Here is a 16,869-nt window from a genome sequence, read left to right as displayed (position 1 = left end):
ACCCGCTCGCCGACCCGCCGCTCGCCGACCCGCCGCTCGCCGACCCGCCGCTCGCCGACCCGCCGCTCGCCGACCCGCCGCTCGCCGACCCGCAGGGCGATCGTCGGGCCCGCTTCGGCACGCTCCCACCCCTGGTCCAGCCCGACACCATCGTCGAGACAGTGGCCATCGACCCGCCGCGTGGCCTCCGGTCCGCATCCGCCACCGAAGAACAGCGCCAGCTCTTCCTAGCCGGAGGCTGACCCCACGCGCCGCCGGCCCCCACGCGCCGCCGGCCCCCACGCGCCGCCGGCTTCCCGCATTCCTGAGCCGCGCGCGACCACGTGCTGCGATTTCGATCCGCGCCGCGATCCCGATCCGCTCCGCGAACCGACGGCATCCCGGCGTGCCGACCTCCCCGCTGCCCCGGTCGTCGTGCCGCCCGGACACCCGGCATTCGTCCAATTGGACTTGTTGCCGCCGACCCTCGACGGCAAGCTTGGCCGCCGTAGGTCGCCGGCTTCCGATTCCTCGCCGCTCGAGCCGGCGACGGCGACCCCCGCACGCCGGCCGAGGAGTTGTTCGCCGCGCGGTTGCCGACGTGCTCGGCGTACCCCGGGCCGGCGTGCGGGACATCTTCGTCGGCCGCGGCGGCACCAACCCGGCAGCCCGCCCGCCGGTTCTCGGCCGCCTCGCCGCGCGCCGGGGACTTCCGTTGCTCACCGGCGTATTCGTCGGGCCTTCGCTTCCCGGCGCGATCGCCCTCGGCGCCTTACGGTTCGTGCTGCCCGCCGATGCCGCTCAGCCGCATTGAGCGACGCCGTCGGCCAGCGCGGCTGGTCGACGTGACAGACATCCAAAGGCATCGCAGGCGAGGGGTACGGCGGACTCTGGTACGAGGCAGGACCGTCCCGGCGTACGGAACCCGACGTACCGAGCCCCGCTGATCGCGCCTCTTCCGGCTGATCCACCTCGGACCGCAGGTCGGCCCGCCCCCCAGCTCCTACCGTCAGACCATGATCAACCCAGGCACCGAGCCCGTCGACGGCCGCGAGGATCTAGCCACCGCGAATCTCGCGACCTTCCTCGACGCCGTCCGAGGCCGCGCCGCCGAGATGGACCAGGTGCCCATCCGGTATCGAGTCGCCGCCCTCACCGGCGACCCACGGCGCGACCCGGCCGCCGACCGTGACGGCCGCTTCGGCTGGGACCTGCCGTTCGACGACGGCCGAGTGGTCCGCCTGCTCATGCCCGGTGTCGAACTGCCCCGCCTCCGCGACGACCTGACCGCCCGAGCTCCGTGCCTTTACGTGAACGGCAGCGCCTCATGGTGGAACGGCGCCGTAGACCTGGTGGCCGGCGAAGGCCTGACCCTGACCCCGCCAACCTGATCCACCGCCGGGGATCGCCATTCCCTAATGTCTCGCTGACCGGCCCGGCAGCCCTCAGCCGCTCGGCCCGCCGGCCCGGCTCCAGCGGCCCACCGGTCCGGCCGACCGGCCGCCCGGCGGCCCAGCCCCGGCCATTGGGCGGCCCTGCCGGCTTGCGCGGTCCGGAACCACTGTGACGGCGCGGAGCTAGCTAGCCCGGCATCGGGGCGTCCCGACACACCGTTCCGGCCGGTGGGACGGTCAACCGCAGCAGGTATTCGTACATGTAGGCCTCCATGCAGGCGCTCTTGCGCCGGGCGGTGTGGCCCTCGCCCGCCCAGGTGATCAGGTGGCCGTTCGTCAGGGTTCGGGACAGGGTGACCGCGTCGGCGTACGGGGTGTCCGGGTCGCCGGTGTTGCCGGAGACCAGGATCGGGGCTGAGCCGTCCGCCCGGTACGGGCCGGTGTAGCGGCTCAGTCGCGGGGCCGGCCACTGCAGACAGGCCGGGGCGTGGGTCTGGTCGTAGGCGGGCGGACCGTAAGCCATCCCGGGTGCGGTCAGTGGGAAGTCGGCTGCGACTTCGGCCAGCCGGGCGCGCAGCTGTGGCAGGCCCGGCGGGTAGACCCGGTCGGCGCATTCGACCGCGACGTTCACCGCGTTGAACGCCGTGTCGGACTGGCTGAGCGGGGCGGTGAGCGTGCCGGTGCGGGACTCCGCCAGGTGCAGGTCGGTGCCGAGGGCGGACCAGCGCCGGGTGCCGCTGTTCAGCCGGGACGTGAGTTCGGCGAGCATCGGGGCGCCGCCGGCCCGCAGCAGTTTGCGCAGCCGGGCCGGGGTCGCCGGGGCGAACGCGCAGTCGGCCGGGGTCGCCGTGCACCATTTCCGGAAGCGGTTCAGCGCCGCCTCGGTCGAGCGGTACTGACCGTAGTCGTACGCGTAGGGATCGTTTGCGTATTTGTCCGGGTCGTAGCCGGAATCCAGGACCATCGCGCGCGTGTGCCGCGGGAACATGCTCGCGTAGACGGTGCCGACGTAGGTGGCGTAGGAGCCGCCGAAATAGGTCAGCTTGTCGTCGCCGACGGCTCGGCGCAGCAGGTCGAGGTCGCGCGCCTGGTATTCGGCGCCGAGGTAGGGCAGCAGCTCGCCGGAGTGGGCCCGGCAGGCGCGATTCCATTGCCGCGCGCTGCGCACGGCGTTGCCGAAGGTGGCCGGCCGCGCCCATGCCGCCGCGTAGCTGTCCCGGTCGAGGCAGGTCACCGGCTGACTGCGGTGCACTCCGCGCGGGTCGAGGCCGACGATGTCGAACCGGTCGCGCAGCTCCGCCGTCACCGTCGACGCGAACGTCTGCACCCAGTCCCAGCCGGAGCTGCCGGGGCCGCCCGCGTAGATGAACAGGGTGCCGATCCGGGTCGCCGGCTTGGCCGCCGGCCAGCGCCGCAGTTGCAGCGTGACCTGCGTTCCCCCGGGCCGCCGATAGTCGAGCGGCACCTGCGCGGGCGTGCACTGGTAGATCCCGTCGCCGCAGTCGCTCCAGTCCAGCGTCGGCACCCGCGCCGCGGCCTGCGCCGGGCTCGGCAACGTCGACGCGAGCAACACACCCACCAAAAGACCCTTTAACCCCATAAAACAAGCCTATGGCCGTACGCCGAAAGCCCGCGCCCTTGCTCGGAAAAGCCACCCGCCCGGTGATCGTCGGATCGCCGTGCCGAGGCCGGGTCCGGGAAGGGGTTGCTGCCGCGAGCACCGTCCCCTGGCGTGCGCCGGCGATGCGCGCGGTGGGCCGATCGGGCATATTGAGCTTCGTGCGGACTATCGGGATCGTCGGGGCCGGGATCGTCGGGCTGGCGATCGGACGAGAACTCGGCCTGCGCCGTTCTGGAACTCGGGTCGTGGTGTTCGACAAGGAAGACCGGGTCGCTGCACATCAGACCGGCCACAATTCTGGAGTTGTCCACGCGGGGATCTACTACCAACCCGGCAGTCTCAAAGCACGCCTGTGCTCGCGTGGTAGATCGATGCTCCGGGAGTACTGCCTCGAGCGGAAGCTGCCCTACGACGAGTGCGGCAAGCTCGTGGTCGCCGTCGACCCGGGCGAGGTGACCCGGCTGGACGCCCTGGCCGAACGGGCCGCCGCCAACTCGGTGCCGGGCCTGCGCCGGGTCGGGCCGGCGGAGATCCGCGACCTCGAGCCGTACGCCACCGGCCTGGCCGCCCTCCACTCGCCGCGGACGGCCATCACGGACTACGTGGCCGTCGCCCGCGCGTTCGCCGAGGAGATCGAGGCGGCCGGCGGAGAGATCCGCCTGAACTTCCCGGTCCGCCGCGTGACCCCGGCGCCCGGCGGTGGCTTGCTGATCAGCGCCCGGCCACCCCACCGGAGTGCCGTGGCGCCCTCCGGGGGAGCGGCGGCGGCTGGTGGGGACGTTGCGGTCGATGAGCTGATCGTCTGTGCCGGGCTGCAGAGCGACCTCGTCGCGGGACTCGCCGGGGATGAGGCGGGGCCCCGGATCGTGCCGTTCCGGGGTGCGTACATGCGGGTGGTGAGGGCCAAGGCGGACCTGGTCCGGGGGCTCATCTATCCCGTACCCGATCCGCGGTATCCGTTCCTGGGGGTGCATTTCACGCGGCGGGTGGACGGGTCGGTCGAGGTGGGGCCCAATGCCGTCCTGGCCACGGCGCGGGAGGGGTACCGGCTCGCTGACCTGTCCCTGCGTGAGGTCTACGGGATCGCCAGTTGGCCGGGTGCGTGGCGGATGGCGGGCAAGCACTGGCGTACCGGGGTCCGGGAGATCTACGGCTCGCTGTCGGTGCGGGCCTACATGCGGGCGGCGCGCCGTTATGTGCCGCTGATCGGGGCGGGGGATGTCGTGCGGGCGGGCGCGGGGGTCCGGGCTCAGGCGCTCGACCGCGACGGAAGCCTGGTCGACGACTTCCGGATTCATCGGGTGGGGACGGTCACCGCCGTACGCAATGCGCCGTCGCCCGCCGCGACCTCCAGCATGGCCATCGCCGAGCATGTCGTGAACATCCTCGAGGAGCAGCGACAATAGTTTCATGAGACGCGGTGCGGACGGCATCCCGGAGCCACTGCGCCGGGAACTGGAGGCGGAGCTGACCGCCGCCCGCCGAAGCGCCGCCGCCCCCAGTGCCCCCAGTGCCCCCGACATGGCCGGCGCCCGCATCGAGGATGCCCAACTGGCGCTGGGCCACCGCCACCACCCCGGCGACCTCGGAGCACGCCTGGCCGCCACCATGCGCGCCCTGCTCAGGCACCGCAAACCCGAGTCCACGATCTGCCCGAGCGACGCGGCCCGAGTCGTCGGCGGCGAGTCCTGGCGCGACCTGATGCACCCGGCCCGCGAGGTAGCCGCCGACCTGGCCGGATCCGGCGTCATCACGGTCCGCCAACACGGCACCGATGTCGACATCTCCGAAGCGGTGGGCCCGATCCGCTTGGCGCGCGGCCCGAACTGGTGAGTTGCCGCTGCCCGCGGGGCCGCGTGCGTTTCACCACGAAACCCGAGCCGGCCGGGAGGGCAGAACCCCAGCCGGCCGGGAGGGCAGAACCCGAGCCGGCCGCGAGGGCGAAGAACTAGCCGGCGGGCCGGGGAGTGAAGGACTCGTAGACCTGTTCCGCGATGCGGTAGGTCGGCTCGTCGAAGAGGACGAGGCGGGCGACCTGGATGCCGGGTGACTCGGTGTGCAGGGCGGTCAAGGCCTGGAGCACGGCGTCCGCCTTCGGCCAGCGGTAGACGCCGGCCGAGATCAGCGGGAAGGCGATCGAGCGTGCGCCCAGGGTGGCGGCGACCGTCAGGGACGTGGTGTAGCAGCTGCGCAGCAGGGGTGCTCGGTCCTCGTCGGTGCTGAACACCGGTCCGACGGTGTGCACCACCCACCGGGCGGGCAGTCGCCCGGCGGTGGTGGCGACCGCCTGGCCGGTCGGGAGGCCGCGGCCGTAGTGGCCGGCTCGCAGGGCGCGGCAGTCGTCGAGGACGGCCGGGCCGCCCCTGCGGTGGATGGCGCCGTCGACGCCACCGCCGCCGAGCAGGGACGAGTTGGCCGCGTTGACGATCACGTCGACCTGCTCGGCGGTGATGTCGCCGGTCACCAGTTCGATCCGCACGGCGTTGCCCTTCCGGTCCGGTCGGCATGAGTCCGATCCGGATCCTGGCCTATCGGGCTCGGCCGTTCCACCGAGATTCGACAGGCGTCAGCCTCGGCGGAGGCGGACCGTCACGGCCGTACGCGAATAGCCGACCGTGGCCTTCAGTCCGGGCGGCGTCACCACCTTCGCGAATCTGCCCGAGACGCGGCAGGCCCGCAGGACCGTCACGTCCCGGCCCGGGTCGCCGTGCACTTCCAGGACACTCCCGGCGCCCAGGGTGGCGTTGCCGTGCACGTCGAGCACAGTGCCATGGCCGTGGGTCGCCAGCGTGCCGGAGTGTTGGCGGTAGGAACCGGCCACCCGCAACGCCTCGGTCACCCGCAGCGTGCCGCCCGCCACCGTCACGTCACCGGTGCCCAGCGCCGTCCGGGAAGCCGCGGTCAGGACGCCGCCCGCCACCGTGGTGCCGCCGCGGTAGGAGTTGTGGCCGGTCAGGGTGAGCGAGCCGGTGCCGGCCTTGGTCAGGCCGCCGCACCCGCCGATGTCGTTGCGCCAACTGTCAGCACCCGCGAACCCGGCGCCCGAGGACCCGGCGCCCGAGGACCCGGCACCCGGAACCCAGGCGGAGAGGGTGACGACCACGTCGTGGTCGAAGGCGCCGTACCCGTCGGCGGCGGCGAACAGGTTCAGCCGGCCCCAGTGCTCCGGGCCGTCCAGCAGTGGCCAGCCGGCGCCGAGGGCGGTGGTGCGCAGGACTTCGCGGCGCTGGGCCGCCGTCAGGTAGGGCTGGCGGGTCTCGAGCAGCACCTCGGCGCCCTTCGGCACCGTCATCGGGGCGGTCGAGCGGCCGCGCGGCAGGCCGTACGTCAGTTTCGGGGTGACCAGGCGCTCGCCGGCGGCCCGCTCGGCGGCGGTCGTGGCGGGCTGCGGCGGGAAGTAAGCCTGAGCCTGAGCCCGGGCGGCGGCCTTCAGTTCGGCGTTGGCCGGGTCGTTGAGGATCGCCGCGGCCAGGGCCGTCGCCAGGATGCGGCCGCCGATCACGTCGGCGGGGGAGTGCATGCCGGCCACGATGCGGGTCTCGGCGAGGTCGAAGGCGGCCGTCACGAGCTCCTGGAAGCGCTCGGGAACGGCGTACGCGTAAGCAAGCGCGGCCAGGTGGAAAGCGTTCGTGTGCCCGCTGGGGAAGCCGCCGTCGTCGGCCGGGGTGGTGCTGCGCTGGCGCAGCAGTTGCGGCACCACCTCGACCGGCGAGTCGTAGATCGGGTAGCCGAGCTCGTCGAGTTCGCCGGTGTCGGCCACCTGGCTGTTCGCGTTCATCCGCCACGGGCGGGGGTACTGGTAGGCGGCCTTGCTCGGGTTTCCTGAGGAGTACGTGCCGCGGACCGTGTTGACCAGCGTCACCACCTGGCCGAGCGCGGAGGTGGGGGAGCCGGCGCCGATGGCCGAGCCGGCCGGGGCGCCGGGCGGGACGGCGTCATCGATCTTGGTGGCCGGGGTGCCGGTCGGGGCGGTGGTGATGCTGGTGACGGCCAGCGCGCCGGCCTTGTACATCGGGGCGAGCGGGCCGAGGCCGGTGAGCACGGCGTACGACTGGTGCTGCCGGTCCTGGATGAACGCGCGGGCCTCGTCGTCGGCGCTGCGGTGCGAGGTGACCCGTACGCAGTAGCGCAGGTTGGCCCGGAGGGTGGCCTCGTCGAGCACGGTGCCGGTGTTCCAGGCGGTGCCGGTCTGCCAGACCCGCCGCATGCCGCCGAGGATCCGGACGGCCGCGTTGGTGTCGGCCGTGAGGTTGGTGGGGACGTTCGTCCGGTAGCTGTCGACGAAGGCGGCGCCGGAGTCCGAAGAGGCGAACGAGCCGGCCGAGGCGAATGAGGGCCGGGCGCTGAGCACGATCGGGGCGGCGGCCAGCGCGCCCAGCAGGGTGCGACGGGAGATGGGGGGCATGTCCGAAGATCTTCTGCCGCTCCGGGGACGAGACGGCGAACGCCCGCTGGTCGCTTTGTGAATCTTGAGCCAACGCCTTCCCATCGACCTCAGTCAAACCCTACTCTCCGGTACATGTCGCGTACCCAGGCAATTCTGGCGGCTGCCCTGATCGGCGCCGGAACCCTTGTCGTCACCGCTGAACCCGCGTCGGCCGCGAGCGGCGGCACCTTCACCGCACTGTCCTACAACGTCGCCGGCCTGCCGGAGATCGTGTCCAGCGCGCCCACCCCGCGCGCTTCGGCTACCACCGCCATCGGCCGGCGGCTCGCCGCCTACGACATCGTCCACGTGCAGGAAGACTTCAACTACCACGCCAACCTGTACGCTGCGGACACGCACCCGGTTCGGACGCCGACCAGTGGTGGCGCGGCCATCGGCAGTGGACTGAACACGCTGTCGAACTACTCGTACGACGCCGACGACTTCGAGCGGGTGCGCTGGAACTCCTGCCAGCTCGACTCCGGGGACTGCCTGACCCCGAAGGGCTTCACCTTCATGCGGCAGCGCCTGGCCGAGGGCACCTACGTGGACCTGTACAACATCCACACCAACGCCGGCACCAACGACGGCGACCTGGCGAGCCGGGCCGACAACCTCAACCAGCTCAGCGCGTTCATCGCCACGCACTCGGCGGGCAACGCGGTGATCGTCATGGGTGACTCGAACACCCGGTACACGCGGGCGCAGGACACCATCGCCGAGTTCACCGCGGCGAACGGGCTCACCGACGCGTGGGTGAAGGTCGAGCGGGCCGGGGTGGCTCCGGTCAAGGGCACCGACCCGCTGCTCTGCGACGGCACCGCCATCACCGACACCTGCGAGGTGGTGGACAAGGTCCTCTACCGCGGCAGCCGGCTCGTCACCCTCGACGCCACCGACTACCACAACGAGCATGCCGCGTTCCTCGAGGACGGCACCGGGCTGATGCTCAGCGACCACGACCCGGTGAGCGTCAAGTTCGCCTGGTCGGCGAACGCGGCCTACCAGCAGAGCGAGCAGTTCGGCGGCCCGCACGGCGATTACTACACCGACATCGACCGGGTCCCGGCGGCGGCGCGGGTGCGCGCGATCAGCCTGCGGGCGGGCAGCCGGGTCGATCAGCTCGGCCTGACCCTGACCACCGGCACCGTGCTCGGGCACGGCGGGACCGGCGGCACGGCGAAATCGCTCACCCTCGCCGACGGCGAGTACGTCACCGCGGTCAAGCTCTGCCAGGGCAGGTCCAGCAACACCACGCGGATCTTCTACGCCGAGTTCACCACGACCGCCGGCCGGACCCTGAGCGGCGGCACGACGACGGCGGACTGCGTGACCCGGACCGCGCCGGGCGGCTGGCAGGTGGCCGGCTTCCACGGCCGGGCGGGCGACGAGGTCGACAAGATCGGCTTCATCTACACCAAGCGGTAGCCTGCGGCTCACATCTCGCGGGTACCCGCCGAACGGACTCATGTGAGCGTCGGCTACCTGGATCGGCCGGCCGAGAGCGAGGCGCGGTTCCGCGCGGTTTTCGACTCCTCGCCGATCGGCATGGCCGTGTCCGCCCCCGATGGCGCCTGGCTGCGGGTGAACCCCGTGGTCACGGCGCTGCTCGGCTATACCGCCGACGAGCTGGCCGAGCTCGGCGTCGCCGCCGTGGTCCATCCCGAGGACCGCGACGGCGAGCGCGAGCGCCGAGCCGAGCTGCTCGCCGGCCGGGCCGGCGGCTACCAGTCCCAGGTGCGGCTGGTGGGCAAGGACGGACGGGTGGTGCCGTGCCTGCTGGCGGTCAGCCTGCTGCCCGCGGACAACCAGTTCTTCCTGCAGATCGTCGACCGGTCCGCCGCCGTGGCCACCCGGGAGGCGTTGCTGCGCAGCGAGGCGCAGTTCCGCGCGGCGTTCGCCGCGAGCCCGCTCGGTGCGGTGATGGCCGGTGGCGACGGCGTGATCCACCGGGTCAACCCGGCCTTCGAGGAACTGCTCGGCCGGCCCGCCGCCGAGCTGGTCGGGCACAACTTTCTCGAGTTCACCCATCCCGACGACCGCACCGAGAGCGAGCATGAGAACCGGCGGGTGGGCGCGGAGGCGGGCGCGGTCTCGGCCTTCGACAAGCGATACGTACGCTCGGACGGGCGCGTCATCTGGGCCCGGGTCAGTCTGACCGGCATCCCCGGCGCCGACGGCACCACCGGCCGGCTGTTGCAGTGCGAGGACATCACCGCCCGCAAACTCGCCGACGAGACGGCGGCCCGGGAAGCCGAGCGGTTGCGTACCACCATCGCCGTGCAGCGTGAGGTGACCGCGGCCGCGACCGACCGGCGTTCCGTGCTCCGGCTGATGGCCGATCGTGCCCTGCAGGTGCTGCCGGCCGGCGACTCGGCGGTGGTGCTGCTGATCGAGCCGGACGGCGCGACGTTGCGGGCGGTGGCCGGCACCGGTGCCCTGCACGAGCGCGCCATCCCGGTGCTGCGGATCGCCGGCTCACTGGCCGAACCGGCGATCGTCGGCGGGTTGACGGTCCGCACCGGCGACGCCGCCGCCGACCCGCGCGGCGAGGGGTTCAGCGCCGCCACCGGCACCCGCTCGCTGCTGCTGGCCCCGCTGCGCACCCCGGACGGCACGCTCGGCCTGCTCGTCGTGGCCAGCCGGCGCACCGACGCCTTCGACGCCGCCGCCGAACAGCAGCTCAACCTGCTCGCCGACGCTCTCGCCGGGGCGCTGCGGCAGGCCGACGACACCGCCCACAAGCAGGAGCTGCTGCGCCGTTCCACCGCCGCGGTCGAGGCCCTGGAGACCGAGCGCACCGCGGTGCTGGCCGCGTTGGACCGGCTGGCGCGCAGCGAGCGCCGGTTCGCCGAGGTCTTCGAGCACACCCCGGTCCCCAAGATCGTGATCGGGTTGCGCGGTCCCGAGCGGGGCCGCATCCAGCTCGCCAACCCGGCCTTCCTGCACCTGCTCGGCTACCGCGCCGAGCAGATCGCCGCCGTCCATCTGCCGGTGCTCGCCCTGGCCGCCGGCGACGCCGACACCGAACCCGGCCGGGAGCGCCCGGCCCGGGAGGCCGAGCTGCGCCGCGCCGACGGCACCGTGGTCATCGTCGCCGTCCACCTGGTGGCCATCACCGACGACCAAGGCCCGCAGTCCGCCGTGGTGGAACTGCTCGACATCACCGCCGAGCGGCAGGCGCGGGCCGACCTGGCCCGCAGCGAGGAGCAGTTCCGCACCGCCTTCGACGGCTGCCCGATCGGCCTGCTCATCGCCGACGAGCACGGCCGGTTCCAGCGCGCCAACCCGTCCGCCGCCGCGCTCACCGGCCGCCCGCGGGCCGAACTGGTCGGGCTCACCCACCGGGAGATCACCGACCCGGCCGACCTCGACGAGGCCACCCTCGGCCGGCTCGCGCTGCTGCGCGGCGCCCAGGACGTCTGCTACGACGCCCGGCTGCGCCGCCCCGACGGCGAGGTCTGCTGGACCCGGGTCACGCTGGCGCTGATCCCCGGCCCGGCCGGCCGGCGCTGGCGCCTCGTGCAGCTGCAGGACATCACCGCCGAGCGGGCCGCCGCCGCGTCCCGCGAGCGCCAGGTGCACCGGCTGCGCGCCACCCTCGCCCTGCAGCGCCTGGTCACGGCCGCGGCGGCGGACCGGGACGCCGCCCTGCGAGTGGTCGCCGAGCAGGCCGTCGCCGGGTTCGAGGCGGCCGACGGCTCCGCGGTCGAGCTGATCGACGGCGACGAGCTCTACTACGAGGCCACCGCCGGCAGCCTGGCCGGGGCCGCCGGCTACCGCGTCACCATCGCCGGCTCGCTGAGCGGGCGCGTCCTGGTCGCCGACGCGCCCGCGCACTGCGCCGACACCACCGACGACCCGCGCGTCGACCGGGCGGCCTGCGAGCGGCTCGGCATCGGCTCGATGATGATCGCCCCGCTGCACGCCGAGAACCGGGTCATCGGCTGCCTGAAGATCTCGGCCGCCCGGCCGCACGTCTTCGACGAGACCGACGAGCAGCAACTCGCCCTGCTCGCCGACAGCCTCAGCTCGGCGTTGCGGCACGCCGACGACGCCGAGCGCAACGCCGTCCTGCTCGCCGAGCGGACCGGCGCGCTCGCCGCCCTCGAGGCCAGCGAGACCCGGTTCCGGCTGGCCTTCGAGAGCTCCCCGCTGGGCCTCACCCTGATCAGCATGGACGAGGCCGACCGCGGGCGATATCTGCAGGTCAATCCCGCGATGACGGCCATCACCGGCTACCGCGGCGCCGAGCTCACCCGGATGACCTACAAGGACCTGCTGCATCCGGCCGACGTGCCCCCCGACGAGGTGGTGCGCGACGCGTTCGCCACCGGCTTCGCCCCGTACCGGGCCGAGATGCGCTACCGGCACAAGGACGGGCACACCGTGTGGGTGGCGATGGCCGGGGCACCCGTCCACGACGACCACGGCCGCCCGATGTACATCGTCAGCCAGGTCGAGGACATCACCGCCAAGCGGGCCGCCGACGCCGAACTGCGCCGCCAGGCCCGGCTGCTGGAGCTCATCCCGGCCGCCGTCATCGTGCGCGACCTCGACGGAACCATCCGCTGGTGGAACGCGGGCGCCGAGGCGATGTACGGCTGGCCGCTCGGTGTCGCGCGCGGTCGCAAGACGCACCGGCTGCTCGCCACCGGCCTGGCCGGCGGGGCGGGGGAGGAGGAGCTCCGGGACAGCCTCGACCGCGACGGCTACTGGAACGGCTCGCTGGAGCATCTGACCGCCGACGGACGGACGGTCAGTGTCTCCAGCCGTCAGGTGCTGCACCGCCCGGACGCCGGGGCCGAACCGCAGATCCTCGAGATCAACACCGACGTGACCGCGGCCCGCGCCGCCGAGAAGGCCCTCGCCGAGAGCGAGCAGCGGTTCCGCGCCCAGTTCACCAACTCGGCCGCCGGGCAGGTCATCAGCAACCTCGACGGCACCCGCCTGCAGGTCAACCCGGCGTTCGCGGCCATGCTGGGCCGCGCCCCCGAGGAGCTGGTCCGGGTCGTCGTCACCGAACTCGTGCACCCGAGCGACTTCGTCAACGGCCGGCAGGAGATCGCCGGACTGTTCGCCGGGGAGGCCGCCGCCTACACCCACGAGGGCCGGCTGCGGCATGCCGACGGCCACTGGGTCGAGGTGTCCGCCACCATCTCGCTGGTGCGCGACGAGACCGGCCGGCCCAAGAACATCATCGGCGTGGTCACCGACATCTCGGCGCGCCGGGCGGCCGAACGGGCCCGGGACGCCGCCGCCGCCGCGCTCGGTGAGCGCAACAGCGAGCTCGAGGCGGCCAACAACATGAAGCTCGACATCATCGGGATGCTCGGCCACGAGATCGGCAACCCGCTGCAGTCCATCCGCGGCTACGCCGAGCTGCTCTGCGACAACCCGCCGGGTCTCGACGAGGCCCGCCGCGAACGGTCCGTCGACGCGATCAGCCGCCAGGCGGCCCGGCTCGACGAGATCGTCCGCGAGGTGCTCGCCATGGTCAGCATCGACGCCGGCACGATCAACGCCACCCGCCGGGAGCTGTCCCTGCGTGACGAGGTGGCCCGGGCGCTCGCCGCGATGGACCTCGAGCACATCCTGATCGCCGGCGCCGACGCCCGGGTGCTCTGCCACCCCGGCCACCTCCAGCAGATCCTGACCAACCTGTTGTCCAACGCGGCCAAGTACGGCGGGGGCGCCACCGCGATGCGGCTGCTCGGCGACGGGTTCGGCCACGCCAGCGTGCAGGTCGAGGACGCCGGGCCGGGGGTACCCGAGGAGTTCCGGCCGCACCTGTTCGAGCGGCTCACCCGGGCCGACCGCGACCAGGCGAGCAGCGTCAAGGGCACCGGGCTCGGCCTCTACATCGTGCAGGGCCTCGCCCACGCCAACCACGGCGACATCCACCACGAGCCCAACCCGGCGGGCGGTTCCCGGTTCGTCGTCACCCTGGAGACCGCGCGCGTTCTGACTGATCACGGATAGAACCGTTCCGATGGGGCAAGCGGGGCGCTAGCGTCGAGCGGGGCGGTGTCGTCCCAGCCGCGCTCCGGGGAGACGCCGCCATGACTGAGAGCTATTTCCCGCCGGCGCCCGCCGCCGGCCTGCGTGAGTTCCGCGTGCTCGCGCCGTCCATGCCGGTGCGGCTGGCGGTCCCGGCCATCGGGATCAGCACCACCGTGGCGCCGATCGGCCTGCGCGCCGACCGGACCCTCGACCTGCCGCCCGCACTCGGCGACGCCCCCGCCGGCTGGCTGCGCGAGACCCGCACCCCGGGCGAGTTGGGCCCGTCGCTGATCGCGGGGCACGCGATCTCGGCCGCCGGCGCCCCCGCCGTCTTCTACCGCCTGCGGCTGCTGCGCCCGGGTGACCGGCTGGAGGTGCGCCGGGCCGACCACGTCACAGCGCGCTTCGTGGTCGTCGGGGTCGGCGTCTACCCGGCCGAGGCGCTGCCCGCCGACCACACCTACGGGCCGCCCGACCAGGCCACCCTGACCCTGCTCACGGTCGGCGGGGCGCAGGATCGGAGCCTTGTGGTGTCGACTCGGTTGCTGCCGGAGGACTGACTCAGAGCCGGGTCCGGCACGGCCGAACAGTCCGGGCGTGAATCCTCTGCGCCGGGTGCCGCCGCGAACGCGGGCGCTGCTGCTGATCATGGTGGCGGCGGTCTTCGCCGGGCAGGAGCTCTATCTCCGGCTCCGCGGCCCGGTCGTGCCCGGCCTGGACTTCCTGCCGTTGCGCCGCGCCGCCCTCGACCTGCTGCACGGCGCCTCGGTCTTCACCGACCCACTCTTCGTCTACCCGCCCACCGCGGCGGTCCTGCTGCTGCCCACCGCCCTCGGCCCGGCGTCGGCCGCGGCGGTCGGCTGGACGCTTGCCGGGGTCGCCGCGCTGCTGCTGGCCGGGCTGCTCGTGGCCCGCGCCGCACCCCGGCCGCACCGGCTGGCGATCTTCGGGGTCGCCCTGTTCGGCCTGCTCGGCGGGGCCGCCGCCACCCGGTCGCTGTTCCTCGGCAACCTCAGTGAACTGCTGGTGCCCGCCGCCGTCGGCGTCCTGCTCGCCTTCCACCACCGCCGGTGGACCCTCGGCTGCGCGCTGCTCGCCGCGACGCTGCTGGTCAAACCACTGCTCGTGCCGCTTCTGCTGGTGCCGATCCGGCACGGCCGGTTCCGGGTGCTGCTGCGCACGATGCTGCCGGCCGGCGCGCTGCTGGCGTTGTCGATGCTGCTCGTCCCGGGCGGCACGGACTTCCCGCACGTCCTGCGCTACGTCGTCGGCGGCACCAACCTGCACGGCGGGAACGCGGTCAACAACCTTTCGCTGCGCGGCTGGGCCGAGGGCCGGCACCTCCCGCCCGCGGTCGGTGTCGTCGCGGCGCTCGCCGTCGTCGCCGCCCTGCTGTGGCGGGTCGGGCGCGGCGGCGGCCACCGGCTCTCGCCGGTGTGGCTCGGCAACGTCCTGCTCCTCGCGACGTTCCTGGCGGGGGCCATCTCCGAGGTCCACTTCCTGCTCATCGCGTACGCCGGGGTCCTGCTCTTCCTGGTGGTGCACCGCCTGCCGGCCCGGATCTGGGCGCGTTTCGTGCCCGGTCTGGCCCTGCTGGCCCTGCCCGGCCAGTACATGCTGCTCATCTTCGGCTGGCAGTACGACGGGCAGACCTGGCTCGTCGCGGCCGAGGTCCTGCTCCTCGCCGCCCTGCTGGCCACGCCGGTGGGCGGCGTACGCACCGCCCGGGTCCGCCGCGCCGTGGCGGTGCCCGCGTGAACCTGGTGGTCCGCTTCCGCCTGCTGTTCGCCGCGGTCGTCGGTGCCGTGCTGGCGGTCGTCACCCGTGGCGTACCGCCGGACCTCACCGCCTTCGCGGCGGCCGCCTCCCGGCTGCTGCACGGCCGGTTCGCCGAGGTCTACGCCGAGGCGTGGAACCAGGCGGGACCGGTCCAGCTGCTGATCAGCCGGTTGCTCGTGATCGGCGCCGGGCGCGACGGCACCCCGTCTATCCCGCTCGCCGCCGCCGTCGGTGCCGCCTTCGTCGCCGGCACCATGTGGTGCTGCCGGGGCAGCCTGCCGCGCGAGGCGGTCGGCGGGGGACTGGCGCTGATGTGGGTCGCGACCGCCCTGCCCTGGAACGGGCATCCGGCGGAAACGGCAATTCCACTGCTTTGGGCGTACGCCGTCAAGCAGTCCCGCCGCGACCGCAATCTCGCCGCCGCCACGCTGCTCGCCCTCGCCGTCGCGGTCGCCCCCTGGGCGATTCTCGGTGTTCCGTGCCTGCTCGCCGCCGCTCCGCTGCGCCGCGCCCTGCCGACCGGCGCCCTGGCCGCCGCCCTCGGCGTCGCCTGCTACCTGCCGTTCGTCCTGACCGGACACTTCGCGATGTTCGCCCAGCGCTGGGGAATCAGCGCCGGCACCCTGCCGACCCTGCTCGGCCTGCCCGACGTCACCTGGTCCTTCCGGCTGGCCCAGGGCGCCGCCGTAGCCGCCGGCGTGGCGCTCGTCGCCCGGCTCTGCCGCACCGTCCCGCAGGCCGTAGCCATCGTCCCGCTGGCCGCCACCTTGCTCCGAGTGGCCACCGACCCGGTTTACTACCCCTACTACTTCTTCCCCGTAGCCGTGGCGTCGTTGCTCCTGGTCACCCTCTCGACCCGCCGGCTGCCCCTGGCCGCCGCCATCGGCTACCTGGCCTTGCTGGCCGCCTCCGGCAACTGGATCGTCTGGGGCTCACTCACCTGCCTGGCCCTACTCCTCCTGGCCACCGTAAAAGCAGCGAAGCCCTCCACCGCGCCCCACCTCCCGCTGAGCCCGCAGCCCTCCTAGCGAAACATCTCCCCCCACCAAACATCCGCCCGAAAAGCACAACCCTCCCTTCGTCTCGCCTATTTCCCGATGCTGTCAACGTCCCCGCCGAATAAGAACCCTCGTCGGCAGTCACATGCTCCGACAGCGCATCGCCGGTCCATTTACATCATCCGCAGCGTGTTGCAGGTGAAATTTCGGAACGACCCACCTAAAGGAATAACGCGTTCAACAACGGCGGACATCCGCACTGTCGTCCTGCCTTCTCTCCAGCCGCCCCGCTTCACCCTTCCGGCCGTTTCGCTGTCCCGGCTGTTTCGCTGTTCCGGCTGTTTCGCTGTTCCGGCTGTTTCGCTGTTCCGGCTGTTTCGCTGTTCCGGCCGCTTGGCTCTTCCGGCCGTTTCGCCCGCCCCGGCCGTTTCGCCCGGCTCGCCGGCTTGCCTAGCCGCGCCGGCTCGACCCATCACGCGAGCCCCTCCACCACGCAGACCCCGACCCAACGCGCGGACCCGCCTCGCCGCACATGCTCGACCGAAGGTGCCCGCCGATCCCACCGCGCCGGCTCGGCCGTAGAGGGCAGCCTGCGTTGCCGCGCCGGCTCGAACCGCCATTCCAACCATTCCCGCCGTGGAGCGCGACCGAAGGTGGCGGCCTGCTTTG

At 73.1% G+C, this 16,869-nt stretch carries 13 protein-coding genes; 10 read left to right on the top strand and 3 right to left on the bottom strand.

Annotated features, from left to right (window positions below):
• From Afe05nite_RS15355 to Afe05nite_RS15345, 3 genes are all read left to right on the top strand, one after another.
• The coding region (locus Afe05nite_RS15355) for a hypothetical protein (protein ID WP_203817776.1) at positions 1-242 on the top strand (242 nt) is incomplete at its 5' end.
• A 338-nt stretch (positions 243-580) separates the two neighbouring features.
• Positions 581-793: a hypothetical protein gene (locus tag Afe05nite_RS15350; protein ID WP_203817775.1), complete on the top strand. Its 213-nt coding sequence runs from the start codon at positions 581-583 to the stop codon at positions 791-793.
• A 202-nt stretch (positions 794-995) separates the two neighbouring features.
• Positions 996-1,370 (top strand): hypothetical protein, encoded by a 375-nt coding sequence (locus Afe05nite_RS15345; protein ID WP_203817774.1) that lies wholly within the window; start codon positions 996-998, stop codon positions 1,368-1,370.
• A gap of 190 nt (positions 1,371-1,560) precedes the next feature.
• On the opposite strand, the gene Afe05nite_RS15340 is transcribed toward Afe05nite_RS15345, so the two are convergent.
• The gene (locus Afe05nite_RS15340; RefSeq protein WP_203817773.1) at positions 1,561-2,952 is read right to left on the bottom strand and encodes an alpha/beta fold hydrolase; all 1,392 of its coding nucleotides are present in this window, start codon (positions 2,950-2,952) and stop codon (positions 1,561-1,563) included.
• Positions 2,953-3,152: 200 nt separating this feature from the next.
• Between Afe05nite_RS15340 and lhgD the strand changes: the two genes are divergently transcribed.
• Both lhgD and Afe05nite_RS43755 read left to right on the top strand, forming a co-directional pair.
• Positions 3,153-4,400: an L-2-hydroxyglutarate dehydrogenase gene (gene lhgD, locus Afe05nite_RS15335; RefSeq protein WP_239117834.1), complete on the top strand. Its 1,248-nt coding sequence runs from the start codon at positions 3,153-3,155 to the stop codon at positions 4,398-4,400.
• A 4-nt stretch (positions 4,401-4,404) separates the two neighbouring features.
• A complete protein-coding gene (locus Afe05nite_RS43755; RefSeq protein ID WP_239117833.1) occupies positions 4,405-4,827 on the top strand; it encodes a DUF3253 domain-containing protein in 423 nt (140 codons plus the stop codon).
• Positions 4,828-4,942: 115 nt separating this feature from the next.
• On the opposite strand, the gene Afe05nite_RS15325 is transcribed toward Afe05nite_RS43755, so the two are convergent.
• Together Afe05nite_RS15325 and Afe05nite_RS15320 are read right to left on the bottom strand one after the other, a co-directional pair.
• The gene (locus tag Afe05nite_RS15325) at positions 4,943-5,473 is read right to left on the bottom strand and encodes an O-acetyl-ADP-ribose deacetylase (protein ID WP_203817771.1); all 531 of its coding nucleotides are present in this window, start codon (positions 5,471-5,473) and stop codon (positions 4,943-4,945) included.
• A gap of 87 nt (positions 5,474-5,560) precedes the next feature.
• Positions 5,561-7,399: a phosphatase PAP2 family protein gene (locus Afe05nite_RS15320; protein WP_203817770.1), complete on the bottom strand. Its 1,839-nt coding sequence runs from the start codon at positions 7,397-7,399 to the stop codon at positions 5,561-5,563.
• A 114-nt stretch (positions 7,400-7,513) separates the two neighbouring features.
• On the opposite strand from Afe05nite_RS15320, the gene Afe05nite_RS15315 reads away from it, so the two are divergent.
• The 5 genes from Afe05nite_RS15315 (at position 7,514) to Afe05nite_RS15295 (ending at position 16,230) form a co-directional block, all read left to right on the top strand.
• Positions 7,514-8,848 carry a jacalin-like lectin gene (locus Afe05nite_RS15315; RefSeq protein ID WP_203817769.1) on the top strand — a complete coding sequence of 445 codons (1,335 nt, stop codon included), beginning with the start codon at positions 7,514-7,516 and terminating at the stop codon, positions 8,846-8,848.
• A 42-nt stretch (positions 8,849-8,890) separates the two neighbouring features.
• Positions 8,891-13,402 carry a PAS domain S-box protein gene (locus Afe05nite_RS15310; RefSeq protein ID WP_203817768.1) on the top strand — a complete coding sequence of 1,504 codons (4,512 nt, stop codon included), beginning with the start codon at positions 8,891-8,893 and terminating at the stop codon, positions 13,400-13,402.
• Between the two features lie 80 nt (positions 13,403-13,482).
• The gene (locus Afe05nite_RS15305; RefSeq protein WP_203817767.1) at positions 13,483-13,983 is read left to right on the top strand and encodes a sortase domain-containing protein; all 501 of its coding nucleotides are present in this window, start codon (positions 13,483-13,485) and stop codon (positions 13,981-13,983) included.
• A gap of 37 nt (positions 13,984-14,020) precedes the next feature.
• The gene (locus Afe05nite_RS15300; protein WP_203817766.1) at positions 14,021-15,181 is read left to right on the top strand and encodes a glycosyltransferase 87 family protein; all 1,161 of its coding nucleotides are present in this window, start codon (positions 14,021-14,023) and stop codon (positions 15,179-15,181) included.
• Entirely contained in the window at positions 15,178-16,230 is a 1,053-nt protein-coding gene (locus Afe05nite_RS15295) for a hypothetical protein (protein WP_203817765.1), read from the top strand. Before Afe05nite_RS15300 ends, Afe05nite_RS15295 begins: the two co-directional genes overlap by 4 nt.
• Positions 16,231-16,869: the final 639 nt, after the last annotated feature.

Source organism: Paractinoplanes ferrugineus (genome assembly GCF_016862195.1).
Lineage (GTDB): Bacteria > Actinomycetota > Actinomycetes > Mycobacteriales > Micromonosporaceae > Actinoplanes > Actinoplanes ferrugineus.
This window is presented reverse-complemented; position numbering and strand designations above follow the sequence as displayed.